Source organism: Brachybacterium alimentarium (assembly GCF_002332425.1).
GTDB classification, from domain to species: Bacteria; Actinomycetota; Actinomycetes; order Actinomycetales; family Dermabacteraceae; genus Brachybacterium; species Brachybacterium alimentarium.
This window is the reverse complement of sequence record NZ_NRGS01000022.1, coordinates 60398-75126: the sequence shown is the minus strand read 5'-3', so window position 1 is coordinate 75126 and position 14729 is coordinate 60398. Positions and strand designations below refer to the sequence as shown.

Annotated in this window: 8 protein-coding genes; 2 read left to right on the top strand and 6 right to left on the bottom strand. The window is 70.4% G+C overall.

All coding sequences use genetic code 11. The features are described 5' to 3' along the window. Window positions 1-77: 77 nt before the first annotated feature. The 4 genes from CIK71_RS12745 to CIK71_RS12730 form a co-directional block, all read right to left on the bottom strand. Window positions 78-1865 carry a glycoside hydrolase family 2 protein gene (locus CIK71_RS12745; protein ID WP_096166058.1) on the bottom strand — a complete coding sequence of 596 codons (1788 nt, stop codon included), beginning with the start codon at window positions 1863-1865 and terminating at the stop codon, window positions 78-80. Window positions 1866-2058: 193 nt separating this feature from the next. Beyond that, complete coding sequence (gene helR, locus CIK71_RS12740; RefSeq protein ID WP_096166057.1) at window positions 2059-4245, bottom strand: RNA polymerase recycling motor ATPase HelR; 2187 nt, start codon at window positions 4243-4245, stop codon at window positions 2059-2061. 176 nt (window positions 4246-4421) lie between these two features. Beyond that, window positions 4422-4844 (bottom strand): GNAT family N-acetyltransferase, encoded by a 423-nt coding sequence (locus CIK71_RS12735; RefSeq protein ID WP_096166056.1) that lies wholly within the window; start codon window positions 4842-4844, stop codon window positions 4422-4424. Between the two features lie 74 nt (window positions 4845-4918). Continuing rightward, on the bottom strand, window positions 4919-6343 hold the full coding sequence (locus tag CIK71_RS12730) for a hypothetical protein (protein ID WP_176485644.1): 1425 nt from the start codon (window positions 6341-6343) through the stop codon (window positions 4919-4921). A 153-nt stretch (window positions 6344-6496) separates the two neighbouring features. Between CIK71_RS12730 and CIK71_RS12725 the strand changes: the two genes are divergently transcribed. Further along, window positions 6497-9886 carry a phosphodiester glycosidase family protein gene (locus CIK71_RS12725; RefSeq protein ID WP_096166055.1) on the top strand — a complete coding sequence of 1130 codons (3390 nt, stop codon included), beginning with the start codon at window positions 6497-6499 and terminating at the stop codon, window positions 9884-9886. Window positions 9887-9991: 105 nt separating this feature from the next. Here the strand turns inward: CIK71_RS12725 and nagE are convergent, their stop codons facing one another. Together nagE and CIK71_RS12715 are read right to left on the bottom strand one after the other, a co-directional pair. Continuing rightward, the gene (nagE, locus tag CIK71_RS12720) at window positions 9992-11956 is read right to left on the bottom strand and encodes an N-acetylglucosamine-specific PTS transporter subunit IIBC (protein WP_096166054.1); all 1965 of its coding nucleotides are present in this window, start codon (window positions 11954-11956) and stop codon (window positions 9992-9994) included. A gap of 160 nt (window positions 11957-12116) precedes the next feature. Beyond that, entirely contained in the window at window positions 12117-13820 is a 1704-nt protein-coding gene (locus CIK71_RS12715) for a cation:proton antiporter (RefSeq protein ID WP_096166053.1), read from the bottom strand. Window positions 13821-14140: 320 nt separating this feature from the next. Between CIK71_RS12715 and CIK71_RS12710 the strand changes: the two genes are divergently transcribed. Next, on the top strand, window positions 14141-14719 hold the full coding sequence (locus CIK71_RS12710) for an HNH endonuclease (protein ID WP_241964120.1): 579 nt from the start codon (window positions 14141-14143) through the stop codon (window positions 14717-14719). The last annotated feature ends 10 nt before the right edge of the window (window positions 14720-14729 follow it).

The following is a 14729-nucleotide window of genomic DNA, read 5'->3' as shown; positions in this document are numbered from 1 at the left end:
GCTGCGAGCCGCCTCTGCCTGTGGGCAGGGGCGGCTCGCCGTCTGCGGACGTCCGGTCGGGACGGACGTCCAGCTGCTCACGGACGTCCGGTGACGAGCGCGCGGATCCTCGCCGCATCGAGCTTGGGCCGGCGCTGCGCATCCGCGAGCCCGTTGGCCTCCTGGAGAGTGTCGGTGAGCTGCGTGTAGCAGTGCCCGGCGAGGACAGGGCTCGCGTTCAGCGCGGCGAACAGCCCGCCGACCTTCTCCTCGAACTCCTCCGCGGTGGTCACGGTCGCGTAGCCCCAGGTGCCCTCGGCGGCGTAGGCGATCCCGCCGAACTCGGTGATCATCACCGGAGCGCCGTCGGTCACGTGCTGGGCGGCGTCGTCGATGGGGCGCCGTCCCTGCGGGCCCCGGCTCTCGACCACGTCCTGCACTGCGGCCTCATCGCGGTAGCGGCGCGCGAGGATCTCCGCATCGGTCGTGTAGTCGTGCAGGGCGAGGATGTCGCCGCCGGTGATCTCGTAGCCGTCGTTGGCGACCACGGGCCTGCTGGGGTCCAGGGCGCGCGTGACCGCGGTGAGCGCGATGGTGAGGTCCTTCTGCGGGGCGTGGTCGGCGAGATCGCGCACTCCCCAGGACTCGTTCATCGGCACCCAGGTGACGACCGACGGATGGGGTCGCACCTGCTCGACGATCTCCGTCCATTCCCCCATGAGCGCGCCGACGGCGCGCGGCGAGTACGAGTAGGCGTTGGCGGTCTCGCCCCAGATCAGCAGCCCCAGGGTGTCCGCCCAGAACAGGAAGCGGGGGTCCTCGACCTTCTGATGGATGCGTGCGGCGGTGAAGCCGAGCTCCTTGATCAGCTCGACCTCCGCGCGGTACGCCTCCAGGCTCGGAGCCGTGAGGTGGGAGGACGGCCAGTAGCCCTGCTCGAGCACGGAGCGCACGAAGTACGGCTCGCCGTTGAGGAGGAACCAGCCACGATCGATCCCGGTGGTGCGCAGCCCGAGATAGCTGGCGGCCGCGTCGACCACCTCGCCGTCGCGGAGCACCTCCAGGGACACGTCGACCAGGTGCGGGTGCTCCGGGCTCCACAGCAGGCGGTCGCGATCCTGCGTGTTGCGCACGGCAGGGACGTCGACCGTGGTCTCCACGCGGGTGTCATGGGCCGCGACCTCGACGGCCCCCAGGCGCTCCTCCCCCGCGACGAGGGCGATGCGCACGGTGGTGCCGGGCTCGGGCCGCCTCGCCAGGCGCAGGCTCACCGTCACGCAGGCGCGCGGCATGTCGAAGTCGCTGTGGAAGGCGGTCACGTGCTGCTCGCCGACTGTCTCGAGCCATACGCTGCGCCAGATCCCGGTGGAGCGGTGGTACCAGATCCCGTGCGGCTCCTCGCGCCAGTCCTGCTTGCCGCGGGGCAGCTCGACGTCGTGCGGGTCATCGAACGCGCGCACCACGACCACGTGCTCCTCACCGGCATCCAGGAGATCCGTGAGGTCGCAGCTGAACGCGGTCTGCCCGCCGACGTGGTGACCGGCGAGGCGCCCGTCGACCCAGACGTGCGCCTCGTGGTCCACGGCCCCCAGGTGCAGCAGCACACGTCGGCCCGGCTCCGCGCTCGCGGTGATCGTGCGGCGATACCAGACGATGGGATGGAAACCGGGTTCGTGGATGCCGGAGGCCTCGGACTCGGGCACGAAGGGCACCGTGATCTCGCGGTCGAAGGCCTCGGCCTGCGACGGTTCGAACCAGCGCTCGGCCAGGCCGACGCCGTCGTCATCGTGCGCGAAGGCCCAGCTGCCGTCGAGCGAGCTCCAAGTCTCCCGCATCATCGTCGGCCGGGGGTGGGTGCCGTCATGCGTGCTGGCGCGCAGCGTCATCGTCGATCGCTCCTGAACAGGGTGGGGCAGGCGGTGTCCGCACAGCTTGCCACACTCCATGCTCACGTGGGAATCATGTGCTGGCCTGGCCTCAGGCCAGCACACCCGCGACCGTTGATCGGCAGGTCGGAAGGCCGGAGGGCCGGAGGGCCGGAAGGCACCGCCGCAGTGCGCGCCCGGGACCGCCGCGCGTTCAGGAGGTGAGCACCACCAGCTCGCGCGTGGTCCGTGTCATCGCCACATAACGGGCGACCGCGCCGTCGATGCCGACCCCGAAGGACTCGGGATCCACGAGCACCACGAGGTCGAACTCGAGACCCTTGGCCAGGCGAGGCGTGAGCACCTGGACGCGCTCGCGCGGTGCGATCTCCACCTCACCGATCACGCCGACGATGCCCTCTTCGTGCTCCGCGAGCCAGCGCTCCAGAACTTCCTCGAGTTGCTCAGGGCGACCATGCCGGATCGGCAGGCCGGACTCGCGGATCGAGGTGGGCACGTTCGCGTCCGGCAGGGCGGCCCGGATCACCGGCTCCGCCTGCTCCATGACTTCGGCGGGAGTCCGGTAGTTCAGGGTCAGCGTGGCCCGCTTGATGCGGTCGATGCCCGCTCGGGCCAGGCGCTCCTCCCAGGTCTCGGTGAAGCCGTGCGCCGCCTGTGCCCTGTCGCCGACGAGGGTGAGGCTGCCCGAAGGACAGCGGCGCAGGATCATCGCCCACTGCGCATCGCTGAGCTCTTGCGCCTCGTCGACCACGACATGCGCGAAGGGCCCGTCCCACCGGCCCGAGGAGGCCGCCTCCACCGGGGTGGCCTCGGCCAGCGCGTTCTGGAGGTCCTCCCCGCGGAGCATCGACATCACCTGCATGTCGGAGCTGTCCGACTCGATGAGATAGTCGCTCATCAGCGCGACCTCCGAGACGGTCTCCCGTCGAGCGGCGTCCTGACGTCGGCTCCGGGCGTCGGCACTCGGGTCGCCGAGCCGGTGCCGAGCGGCATCCAGCAGCGGCAGATCCTCCACGGTCCAGTCCCGGGCCTTCTCGCGCTGCAGGAGGTCGACCTCTTGTGCGGACAGCGAGGGGGCACAGCGCCTCAGGTAGGCAGGCACCTCGAAGAGATCTCCGACGAGGTCGGCGGCCTCGAGGAGCGGCCAGGCACGGTGCACGAGAGCGACCAGCTCCTCGTCGACGGCCATCGGCCCGCGCACGTCTGCGGGATCCGGACGCTCGTCGGCGTCGGCACCGACGGCGAGCTTCGCGGCGACGATCTCGGCCAGCTCGTCCCAGATCTCCTCCCGCGCGAGGTTGTGCGCCGTGCCCGGGTCGACCGCCTCGAAGGCGTCGGCGAAGTCGTCCCGCTCGAGCTGCACGGCCCCCCATTCGGTCTCCAGCACGTGCCCCACGGCGGGTGGCTCCTCGTACAGCGCGACGGCGGGCTCGATCGCGGCGATGAGCGCGGAGCTGCTCTTCAGCGCGGCGATCCGCGGATCTCCCTCGGGGACGGCCGTGGCCCCTTCCGGCACGAGATCGGCGAGAGTGCAGGTGAGCACGTCCTCTTCGCCGAGACTGGGCAGCACGTCGGCGACGTAGTGGAGGTACGGATGGTGGGGGCCGACGACCAGCACTCGGCCGCGGCGGTCCCGCAGGCGGGGATCGGTGTAGAGGAGGTAGGCGGTGCGGTGCAGCGCGACGACGGTCTTGCCGGTTCCCGGCCCGCCATCGACCACCAGCGGTCGCCGGGAGCTCGCACGGATGATCGCGTCCTGATCGGCGGCGAGGGTCGTCAGCACGTTCGTCATCTTCGGGGTGCGGGCCTGCGCCAGCGTGGCCAGCAGAGCAGATTCCTCATCGAGGCTCGTGCCGGCTGTGCTCCCGGTGCCGGCAGCGCCGCTCTCCCCCGGCTGAGCGTCCTGCAGGGTCTCGTCCCAGTAGTCCCGGATCCGGCCGCCCGCCCAGCGATAGCGTCTCCGGGAGGCCAGTCCCTTCGGCTCGGCGCGAGTGGCGGCGAAGAATGGCTCGGCCGCCGGCGAGCGCCAGTCCAGCAGCAGAGGTTTCCCGTCAGGTCCGTGCACGGCGAGGCGCCCCACATAGAGCGGGTGCGAGCCATCGGCCGGAGTCATCCGTCCCAGCACGGCGTCGAGCTCGACGCTGCGCAGCCCGCGCAGGCGACGACGGAAGTGGTCCACGCTCGCCTCTCGTTCGACGCGGCCCTGGGCATCGCCCGTCCGGGCCAGCAGCGCCGCGTCGAGATTGCGCTGGACCTCGGCGATGTCGGCCGCGAGCGCCTCGCGGATCCGGCGGAACCGGGCGTCGTCGGCGCCGATGCGCTCTGGCTCGGCTTTGTGCGCTGCCCGTTCGGGCAGGTTGAAGGTGCTGGTCGATGTCATGGTTCCCCCGGTGCTCCGCGTGCTCTGCGTGATCAGCCGGTGAGTCTTGCGCACCGTGGGGGCCTTGTGGCAAGCCCCCCACCAGGGCATATACTGGCTCTACGCCGCAGCAGAGAGCACTGCCCAGCGCAGAGTGCACCAGCAGAACGCAGCGGCAGAGGGCTGGGCAGCAGAGATCAGCGGCGCAGTTCGAGCCAGTCATCGGGAGCGTCGAGCAGCTGCCAGCCCTTCTGCTCGTAGAGCGCGCGGCCCTCCTGCGAGGCCTTGAGCACCACACGCCTCAGCCCCATGGGTGCGAGATCCTCGAGCAGGCCGTCGATCAGCAGCCTCCCGAGCCCCATGCGCCGGTGGGCCGGATCGATCACCACATCTGCCAGCCACGCGAACGTCACCTCGTCGGTGACGATGCGCGCATATCCCACCTGAGCCCCGGTGGACGACACATAGACCCCGTAGTTGCGGGAGGTCCGCAGCAGGTGGTCCTGGTCCTCGCGGCTGCGCCCCTGAGCCCAGTAGGTACTGCGCAGGAGCCGGTGGATCCACTCCGGATCCAGGCGCGAGCTGTCTGCGGAGAAGTCATAGGAGGCGGCAGGATCCATACGAGCAAGCCTAGGCCTCGGGGCGAGGCTGCCGGATGCGTGGATGCCTCTCGAGCGTGCCGATTCGAGGAGTCCTACGCGTCGGGGTTGCGGCTGACGACGTCTGGCCAGCCTCCGTCACCGTCGCCATCGTCGTCGCTGTCGTCGTGATCGTGCGGATCGCCCTGGTCCTTGATCAGCGCGACCAGCGCGACCATCACTGCCTCGGATCCGGTGAACCGCCGCCCGTCCCGCTCGAGGATCCCGATCTCGGCGAGATCGACGAGATCGCGCTCGACCGCGACGAACCGGCTGAGCTCTTCTCGGTCCCATTGGCCGGTCGACGGATCGACGGGCACCTGCGGTGCATCAGGATCCTCGGACATCGCCTCGTGGAGCACCAGCCCTGAGGGTTCGCAAGCAGTCAGCAGGGCCGCGATGGTGTCGGGCATCCCGCGGAAGCCGCCGTCCTCGCTGTCGCGGGCGTCCCGGCCGAAGAGTGCTGCGGTGAGCACCGCATGACCGAATTCCACGAAACGCTCGCCGTCGGTCTCCTGCGGGATGTACGGCACCGGCCCGGTCTCGCGGTGCGCGCGGCCGGCATCGATGTCGAGCCAGCCGCCGTCCAGCAACGTGATCCAGGGGCCGGCCAGCTCAGGCCGTTCCCACATGGTCCGCACCGCCGTGGGCAGACCCAGCTCCGCGAGCAGCGCGGTACTGTCGGCTCGCCCGAGGGCACCGGTCCCGGTGACGCGCGGCCCCTTCTCCGCCACGAGCCGGAGGATCGCCTCCGCACGACGCACGAAGTCGTTGTCGGCGTAGATCTCCTCGTCCCCTCCCGGCGGCAGCTCGCCCAGTGCGAGGCCGTCGCCCTCATCGGGGGCGGGCAGGAACCATGGCCAGGAACCGACCGAGCGATGGTCTGCGCGTGCGGCCAGCATCGAGGATTCCAGGTCGAAGGGCACCGACGGCTCCGTCAGCCGCCCGGTATCGCTGAGCTCCACCCGCTCGTCGTCCGGGAGGGTGTTGTACCAGTGCATGTAGCCGGCCAGCTGCTCGTCGTCCTCGAGATCGACACCGAGGCCCAATCCGTGGCCGAGGACATTCGTGGAGAACGACCGGCGGGAGGGATCGTCGGCCGCCTCGAGCGTCGCGAACTCGAGCGCATCGAGCATCGCGGGCCCCTCGGTGACGGACATGGACTCCTGGTCCCAGCGGCCGGTCTCGGCGAGGTAGGTGAAGAAACGGCCGAGGGTCGGCACCATGTCCATCGCGCGCTCACGGGGCTGGACCACGGAGCGCGGCACCACCTCGGTGAGCAGCTGCGTGGCGAGCTCCTCGGTCCATCGGCCGGGATCGGGGCTGTCCTGCTGCTCCGCCTTCAGGCGCAGCAGGGTCTCGAGGGTTCCCACTTCGGCCGCGACCGGAGCGTCCTCGTCCGCTGTGAGACGCCAGGTGCCGTATTCGGACAGCACGAGCTCGCGCTCGTGCCGCCACCTCTCGTCCATCGTCTCCGCCATCCCTCCAGCATGACGGGCGAACGGGGTTCCGGCCACCGCAGCACGCCTCGGATCGTCATCGACAGTTCACCCGTTCCTCCCTCATCGCTCCGCGATCGTCCCTACGGTGGGTGGACCCGACCCCTCTTCCTCCCCTCCTCCTCCGGAATCGTGATGGCCCTCCCCACTGCACCCTCCCGTACCTCCACCCGTCCCGCACACGCCCCGTCGACGCGTCTGGCCTCCCTGGTCACCTCCCTCGCACTGGTGCTCCCCTCTGCCCTGGCCCTCCAGGTGCTCGAACCGGCACCGGCAGCAGCAGAGGTCACCGACGAGCAGCTCGCCGCGGGCGGGGTGCTGCGCGACTCGCGCACGTACCAGGTCGCCCCGGGTCTGGACCTCACCAACTTCTCGCGGCTGGAGGAGGGAGGCTGGAACGAGGGCAGCGTGCTGAGCGCCGATCTGGGCACGTCCTCCCTCTCCTGGGACGTGGCCTCCGGCGGATCGATCACCGGGAGTGCTCCGCTGCAGGAGATCATGACCTCCGGGGAGCAGGGCGAGCGCGCCGTCGCCGCGGTCAACGGCACGTTCTTCGACATCGACCACTCCGACGCCCCGATCTACACCTCCCTCTCCGGCGACGGCACGATGATGGGCTCGCCCGCACCGCAGCCGGCGCTGACCATGGCCGATGGGCAGGCGGCAGTGCAGGAGCTGTCCGCGAGCGGCACCGCGACCCTCGACGGCGGCACCGCTCTCGACCTGGCCGGGGTGAACACTCCCGAGCTCTCCCCCGACGGCATCGGGCTCTACACCGCCGCCTGGGGCAAGTACACGCTGGATCGCCCCGTCGGCGCCCCGGAGGCCCCGGCCGAGGAGGTGGCCCGCGCGAGCATCGTCGACGGCGTCGTCACCGAGGTCAGCGACGTGCAGGACACTGCCGGAGATCCGGATATCGCCGATGGCGAGCAGGTGCTGCTGGGACGCGACGAGGGCGCGGGGAAGGTCGCCGCCCTCGAGGTGGGCGAGAGCGTCGACGTCGAGGTGGGCCCGAACGAAGACGTCGACCTGGGGATCGCCGGCTCCCACCAGATCCTCGAGGACGGGGAGGTGCCCGAGATGGGCGAGGAGTCCCTGGTGACCACCGCGCACCCACGCACCGCTGTCGGGGTCTCGCGCGACGGCAGCGAACTGTTCGTCCTGGTGATCGACGGCCGCAGCTCCGAGTCCCGCGGGATGACGCTGCCCGAGGCCGGAGAGATCCTGCTGGACATGGGTGCGCACAACGCGATCAACCTCGACGGCGGCGGCTCCTCCGCGCTCGCCGCGCGCACCGCTGGCGCCGACTCCTCGGCCATCTGGAACAGTCCCTCGGACGGGACCGTGCGCGAGGTCCCCAACGCGCTCGTCTTCTCTTCGGACGCTCCGCAGGAGATGCTGAGCGATGTGCAGACCACCCCCGCTCTCGATGATCCCGCCGTGTTCCCCGGCCTGCAGCGCACCCTCACCGCGACCGGCCTCGGCGCGAACCTCGAGCCGCTCCTGGCCGATGGCGACTTCACGGCCGCAGGCCCGCTCGAGCTCGTCGCCGCCGACGAGGAGGGCGCGATCGTGCGCGGCACCGAGCGCGGCACCGGATCGGTCACCTACGCCGCTGGCGGCTTCACGGACCAGCAGGAGCTGCGGGTGCTCGGACGGCCCGTCGGCCTCGAGCCCGACTCCCGGTCCTTGGCCCTCCAGGACACCGAGGACTCCGCGCAGCTCACCCTCAGCGGTGTCGACGCCGACGGGCAGCGCGCCCGGATCGAGGCCGCCGACGCGGTCGTGACCGTCAGCGACGGCTTCGAGGCTATCGAGGACGGCACCGGCTCATGGACCATCACGGCCACCGGGGAGGCGGAGACCGGCACCGTGGAGCTCGCCGTCGGCGAGCTGCGCACCACCGTCGCGCTCACCCGGGGCACGGATCAGCAGAGCGTCTTCGACTTCTCCGACGTCTCCTCGTTCACGACCGCCGCCGACCGCGCGACCGGGGAGATCAACGCCGTGGACGGTCCGGCGATCCAGATGACCTACGACTTCACCACCTCCACCGCGACCCGCGGCTTCTACCTCGTCGCGAACGACCCGGTCGAGATCGACGGGACCGCGACGGCGTTCACGATGGACGTGCGCGGGGACGCCAGCGGCGCCTGGCCCCGTCTGCAGGTGACGGACGCCGAGGGCACCGTGACCAACCTCGACGGCGAGACCATCGACCACGAGGGCTGGGAGCAGGTGCGCTTCACCGTGCCCGAGGGGCTCGCCCAGCCGCTGACCGTGCAGCGGGTGCGGATGATGGAGACCCGGCCCGAGGCGCAGTACCACGGCGACATCGCGGTCAAGGATCTGCGGGCGATCACCACGCCGACCGTGGACTCCCCCGAGCAGGCGCCGGTCCATGACGCCGCTCTGCTGTCCACCGGGAGCGTGGCCGACCGCCCGCAGCAGATCGCGGTGATGAGCGATGCCCAGTTCATCGCGGCCGATCCGGAGTCCGGAGCGGTCGAGGGCGCTCGGCGCACCCTGCGCGAGATCAGGCAAGCCCGACCCGACCTGCTGGTGATCAACGGTGATTTCGTCGACGAGGCCTCCCCCGAGGACTTCGAGCTCGCCGGGCGGATCCTCGAGGAGGAGTGGGGCGAGGAGATCCCCTACGTCTATGTGCCCGGCAACCACGAGGTGATGGGCGGCGAGATCGAGAACTTCGAGGAGGCCTTCGGCCCCGTCACCACCGAGCAGGACCTCGGCGGGACCAAGGTGCTCACGCTGAACAGCTCCGCGGGAACGCTCGCCGGCGGCGGCATCGATCAGATCGCCGAGCTGGAGAGCTCGCTGCAGGAGGCCGCCGCGGATGACGACCTCAGCGGGTTCACGGTGTTCTTCCACCATCCGACGGCCGATCCCCTGCCGAGCGCGTCCAGCCAGCTCACCGATCAGCGCGAGGCCCGAGCGATCGAGGCCCTGCTGGCCGACTTCCGTCGCACCTCCGGGAAATCCGTCGCGCTGATCAACGGCCATGTGGGCGCCTTCCACGGGGCGGCCGTCGAGGGCGTGACCACGCTGATCAACGGCAACTCGGGCAAGGACCCGGCCGGCACCCCCTCCACCGGCGGGTTCACCGGCTGGACCATGCTCGGGATCGACCCCGGCTCCGGTGTGATGGGCGCCGACCCCGCCCCGCAAGATCGGGTCGACTGGCTCGCGGCCGAGACCCATCCGTGGGTCGACGAGGTCTCCGTGGAAGCGCCCGAGCAGCTCGCCGTGGGCGGCAGGGGCGAGGCGGATGCGAGCTTCACCCAGGACGGCCGCACCGTGCCGGTCGCCTGGCCTGCCACGGCTCAGTGGGGCGGAGAGGGCGTGCAGGTCGTCAGCGGACAGGCGGAGGAATCCGACCGCCGCGGGATCGTGCGCCTGAATCCTGCGACCGGGGAGCTGACCGGCATGCGCCCAGGCACCGCGACGCTCACCGTCACCGTCAACGGCCGCACCGCGACCGCCACGGTCGAGGTCGCCGGCCGCTGACGTCGCCACGGACGACGCAGCGGCCGCTCGGAATGCTCCGGGCGGCCGCTGTCTCGTGCGGTGGGATTGACGCGGTCTCCCGCTGTCTCCCGCTGTCTTCTGCCGTCAGACCAGTTCGATCCGTGCGTCCTTGTCGTTCATCACGATGATCGGGGTGAGCGTGGAGTGACCGGCCACGCGGATCGCCGAGAGGTCCGCGCGCAGCAGCGGGGTGCCGGCGCTGACCCGCTGGCCCGGCTCGACCAGCGTGGTGAAGCCCTCCCCCTTCATCTGCACGGAATCCAGGCCCACGTGAATCAGCAGCTCGGTGCCGTCGTCCAGGACGAGCGCCACGGCGTGGCCTGTGGGGAAGACGTGGCCGACGGTCCCGGCGGCCGGGGCGATGACCTCACCATCGGTGGGATCGATCGCGACGCCCGGGCCCATGACCTCCTGCGCGAACGTCTGATCGGGGACCTCGGACAGCGGGACGACACTGCCCGCGAGGGGCTGACGCAGACGCACCAGGTGCGTCGTCCGCACGGCGGTGCCTGCTGCGCCGTCGGCCGCAGGACCTGCCGTGCCGGAGGCACCGGTCGCTGCGGCCTCCGCTGCCGCCACCTCCGCCGCCTCGGCGACGGGCTCGGACCTGCCGGTGATGATCGACTCCATCGCGTCCTTCACGAACTGGACGCTGGTGCCGTAGATGACCTGGACCGACTGGCCGCCGGGCTTCATGGTGCCCGCGGCTCCGGCACGCTTGAGCGCCGCCTCGTCGATCACCGTGGTGTCGGCGACCTCCATGCGCAGCCGGGTCGCACAGTTCTCGAGGTCGATGATGTTCTCCTTACCGCCGAGCGCGGTGAGGAAGGCGGTCGCGGTGGCGAGGTGCTTGTTCTCGCCGGAGAGGGTGACGCCGTCATCGGTGAGCTGGTCGTCCTCGTCGCGGCCGGGGGTCTTGAGATCGAACTTCAGGATGATCGCGCGGAACACGACGAAGTAGACCACGAACCAGAAGATGCCCATCAGGGGGATCGCCCAGGGGTTCTGCGCCATGGGGTTCACCCATCCCAGCACCAGGTCGATGAAGCCGCCGGAGAAGCCGAAGCCCATCCGCACCGGCAGCAGCGCGCTGATGCCCATGGAGATGCCGGTGAACAGGGCGTGGACCACGTACAGGCCGGGGGCGAGGAACATGAAGGAGAACTCGAGCGGTTCGGTGACGCCCACGAAGAACGAGGCGATCGCGCTCGAGAAGAGCACGCCCGCGGCGACCTTGCGGCGCGCGGACTTCGCGGTCACATACATCGCGAGCGCCGCGCCGGGCAGGCCCAGCATCATCACGGGGAAGAAGCCGGTCATGTACTGGCCGGTGACGCCGTAGGTGCCGGTGGCGTGGAGGAAGTTCCCGAGGTCGTTGATCCCGGCGACGTCGAACCAGAACACGGAGTTCAGGGCGTGGTGCAGGCCGAGCGGGATGAGCAGCCGGTTCAGGAAGCCGTAGATGCCCACGCCGACGGGACCGAGGGTCAGGATGAACTCGCCGAAGGCGACCAGACCCGTGAACACCAGCGGCCACACGAAGAACAGCACGAGGGAGAGCACCAGCGACATCCCGGCGGCGACGATCGCGACCGAGCGACGGCCGGAGAAGAAGGCGAGGAAGTCCGGCAGCTCCGCGTCCTTGAAGTGGTCATACGCGTAAGCCCCGATGAGGCCGCACAGGATTCCCACGAACACGTTCTCGATGTTGGAGAACGCGAGGTTCACCTCGCCCTCGTCGATCCCCTTGAAGATCGCCACGCTCTCCGGCGACAGCAGCGTGGTGACCACGAGCCAGGAGACCAGGCCCGCGAGCGCCGAGGTCCCGTCCGGCTTCTTGGCCATGCCGATCGCGACGCCGATCGCGAACAGCAGCGGCAGCTGGTCCAGGAGTGCATTGCCCGCGATCGCGAAGAAGCCGCCGACGACGTTCTCCTCGTTGCCGGTCGCGGTCTGGATCCAATAGCCGATGCCGCTGAGGATCGCGGCGACAGGGAGCACGGCGACCGGCAGCATCAGCGATCTGCCGAGGCGCTGGAAGAACTTCATGGGTACCTCTCGGGGTGGTCGAGAGCGCAGGGAACAGCCGACGACGGTGCCGACAGGAGCGCTCCGGGAACGGCCGCCATTGTGCATCCCCAGGGTGCGCCCGGCCACCCTCAGGGCCGCGCACCATGACGGATAACGCAATCCCGGGGCGCCGCCCGGCTCAGGGACCCGTGAACCGCACCGATCCCTGGTCCAGCTGCCGCTGGGCGCGCTTGACCGTATTGGAGTCGTAGGAGCCGGTGGAGCGCGCCTCGTCGAGGGCGTCCTGCTGGGCATCGAGGATGAGCTGCATGAGCTCGGCGTACTGCGCCCTCACCGGGTCCTCTGCGCCCGCTCCACGCCGCGGCTCGGCGATGCGGGCCTGCACCTGCCGCGCTTTCTCGAGCACCGCCGGATCGAACCTCTCCCCACCGCGCCGACGCAGATCGGGGTTGTCGAGGACCTGACCGGCGGCAGCCTCGTTGACCTCGACGAGCAGCAGGGCGAGCTCGCGCCGGGCCTGCTCCTCGTCGGTGCCGCGGATGCCGAGCACCCGGATCAGCAGCGGGAGCGTCCCGCCCTGGCCCACCAGGGTCACGAGCGCCACCACGAACGCGACCAGCACCAGCTGGGTGCGATAGGGGAAGTCGGTGGGCAGGGACTGGGCGGCGGCCAGGGTGACCACGCCGCGCATCCCGGACCACGCGAGCACCGCCCCTCCGCGCCATCCCAGGCCGTTGCCCGCGTAGAACCGCGCGTCCGCCCGACGACGCTCCAGCCAGCGCTCGAAGCGCGCCCCGCGCGGGTGCTGCTGGAATCGCTCGTCGGAGGAGACCCTGTCCAGCGCTTCGTCGAAGCGGCGAGCCTGCTCCTCGTAGTCCGGTCGACGGCGGCGGGCGGTGAACACCACGGGCACCACGAAGCCGACGCGGATGAGACCCAGCAGCACCGTGACCGCGAGGCCCACCCAGACGGCGTGCCACACCGAGAGCCCGCCCTCGGAGACGTCCGTGACCAAGGTGCGCAGCTGCAGACCCATCAGCAGGAACACACCGTTCTCGAGCAGCAGCTGGGCGGTCAGCCAGTTGGTGCGCTCGGCATTTCGATCCGCGACACTGAGTCGGCGCACACCGCTGGCGCCGGTGACCAGACCTGCCGCCACCACGGCCAGCACCCCGGAGGCATCCGCGAGCTCGGTGGGCAGGAACGCGACGAACGGGACCACGAAGGAGATCGCGGTGGTGAGCACCGGCTGATCGATCTTCGAACGGATGCGCACCGCGATGACGCCGACAGCGGCACCGATCACGATGGCCACCACGACCGCATAGAAGAAGTCCCCGGCGGCGTGCCAGAAGGAGAAGGAACCGGCCGTGGCCGCGACGGCGGTGCGCATCAGCACCAGGGCGGTCGCGTCGTTGACCAGCCCCTCGCCCTCGAGGATCGTGAGCAGGCGCGGCGGCAGCCCGAGTCGCTTGCCGATCGCGGTGGCGGCGACAGCATCCGGTGGGCTGACCACGGCGCCCACGGCCACGGCGGCCGCGAAGCTCAGGTTCGGGAAGATCGACCACAGCAGGGTCCCGATCCCGAAGGCGGAGACCAGCACCAGGACGACGGAGAGCGCTCCGATCGTCTTCAGGTCGCGCCGGAAGTCCATCACCGGCATGTTGACCGCTGCGGAGTACAGCAGCGGTGGCAGCACTGCAGCGAGGATCAGCTCGGGCTCCGGGGCGACGGCCGGCATGCCCGGGATGACGCTGACGGCGAGGCCCACGATCACCAGGATGATCGGGGTCGCGACGCCGAAACGGCTGGAGAAGTAGGACGCGGCCACGATGATCACCACGGCCAGGACAGCGACGAGCTCGAACTGTTCCAATCCCATCGGGTGTCCTCACCGTCGACCTCACCCCGCCGCCCGACGGTGCGCCCGGCGTCAGTGACGCCTGGACCAGTTTCCCATCGATCCGAGGCGCCGGCTGGGGTTTTCCTCCGGATTCTCGGTCGGCACCGTTCGGCAGCAGCCGACAGCAGCCGACAGCAGTCGGCAGCAGTCGGCAGCAGTCGGCAGCAGTCGGACGACACGCACAGTTTCCTGGCCGTACAGGCGAGAGCCACGATGTCGACGCCCCCAGAGCGCAGAATTCAGTGGAGACCGGATCTGAAACGAGCCACACTGCGAAGGACGGCTCCGGAGAGGCGGTGATGACGATGGCGATGGTGAAGGTCTACAACCTGGGGTACGACGTCGACACCGGGATCGGCGAGCTGCTGCACACCACGTCGGTGCGCCATGCCTTCGGCATGATCCGCCGCGAGGTCGCGAACCCCGTCGAGATCACGATCATCGAGGACCGCCTGATCCCCACCGCGCTCGAGCTCACCCGGGAGCTCAGCGGCGCCTGGGTGGAAGGAGCCGGGCAGCGCTCGATCGGGTTCTCCTACCGGGCCATCCACGAACGGGACTGTTGGACCTGCACCTACTGCGGCCGCAGCGTCTCCAAGACCCCTCCGCGCGAAGGCCTGCTCGCCACGGTCGACCACATCCTGCCGCGCTCCCGCGGCGGGGAGTCCTCCTGGCTGAATCTGGTGTGCGCGTGCAAGGAGTGCAACAACCGCAAGGCGGACCGCACTCCGGCCGAGGCCGGGATGGCCCTGTGCATCGCGCCCTACGACCCCACGCGGGCCGGCCGCGGCGGTGTCGGGGGCGGCGGTGTCGGGGGCGGCGTCGGCGTCGGCGTCGGCGTCGGCGGCGAGCATCTCCCCGCCCTCGCCGGGGTGTGACCGACTCCGC

Bases quoted from the DNA above. Each gene is read 5' to 3' on its own strand.
- CIK71_RS12745 (WP_096166058.1), bottom strand. From the start codon at position 1,865: ATGACGCTGCGCGCCAGCACGCATGACGGCACCCACCCCCGGCCGACG.
- helR (WP_096166057.1), bottom strand. From the start codon at position 4,245: ATGACATCGACCAGCACCTTCAACCTGCCCGAACGGGCAGCGCACAAA.
- CIK71_RS12735 (WP_096166056.1), bottom strand. From the start codon at position 4,844: ATGGATCCTGCCGCCTCCTATGACTTCTCCGCAGACAGCTCGCGCCTG.
- CIK71_RS12730 (WP_176485644.1), bottom strand. From the start codon at position 6,343: ATGGCGGAGACGATGGACGAGAGGTGGCGGCACGAGCGCGAGCTCGTG.
- CIK71_RS12725 (WP_096166055.1), top strand. From the start codon at position 6,497: ATGGCCCTCCCCACTGCACCCTCCCGTACCTCCACCCGTCCCGCACAC.
- nagE (WP_096166054.1), bottom strand. From the start codon at position 11,956: ATGAAGTTCTTCCAGCGCCTCGGCAGATCGCTGATGCTGCCGGTCGCC.
- CIK71_RS12715 (WP_096166053.1), bottom strand. From the start codon at position 13,820: ATGGGATTGGAACAGTTCGAGCTCGTCGCTGTCCTGGCCGTGGTGATC.
- CIK71_RS12710 (WP_241964120.1), top strand. From the start codon at position 14,141: ATGACGATGGCGATGGTGAAGGTCTACAACCTGGGGTACGACGTCGAC.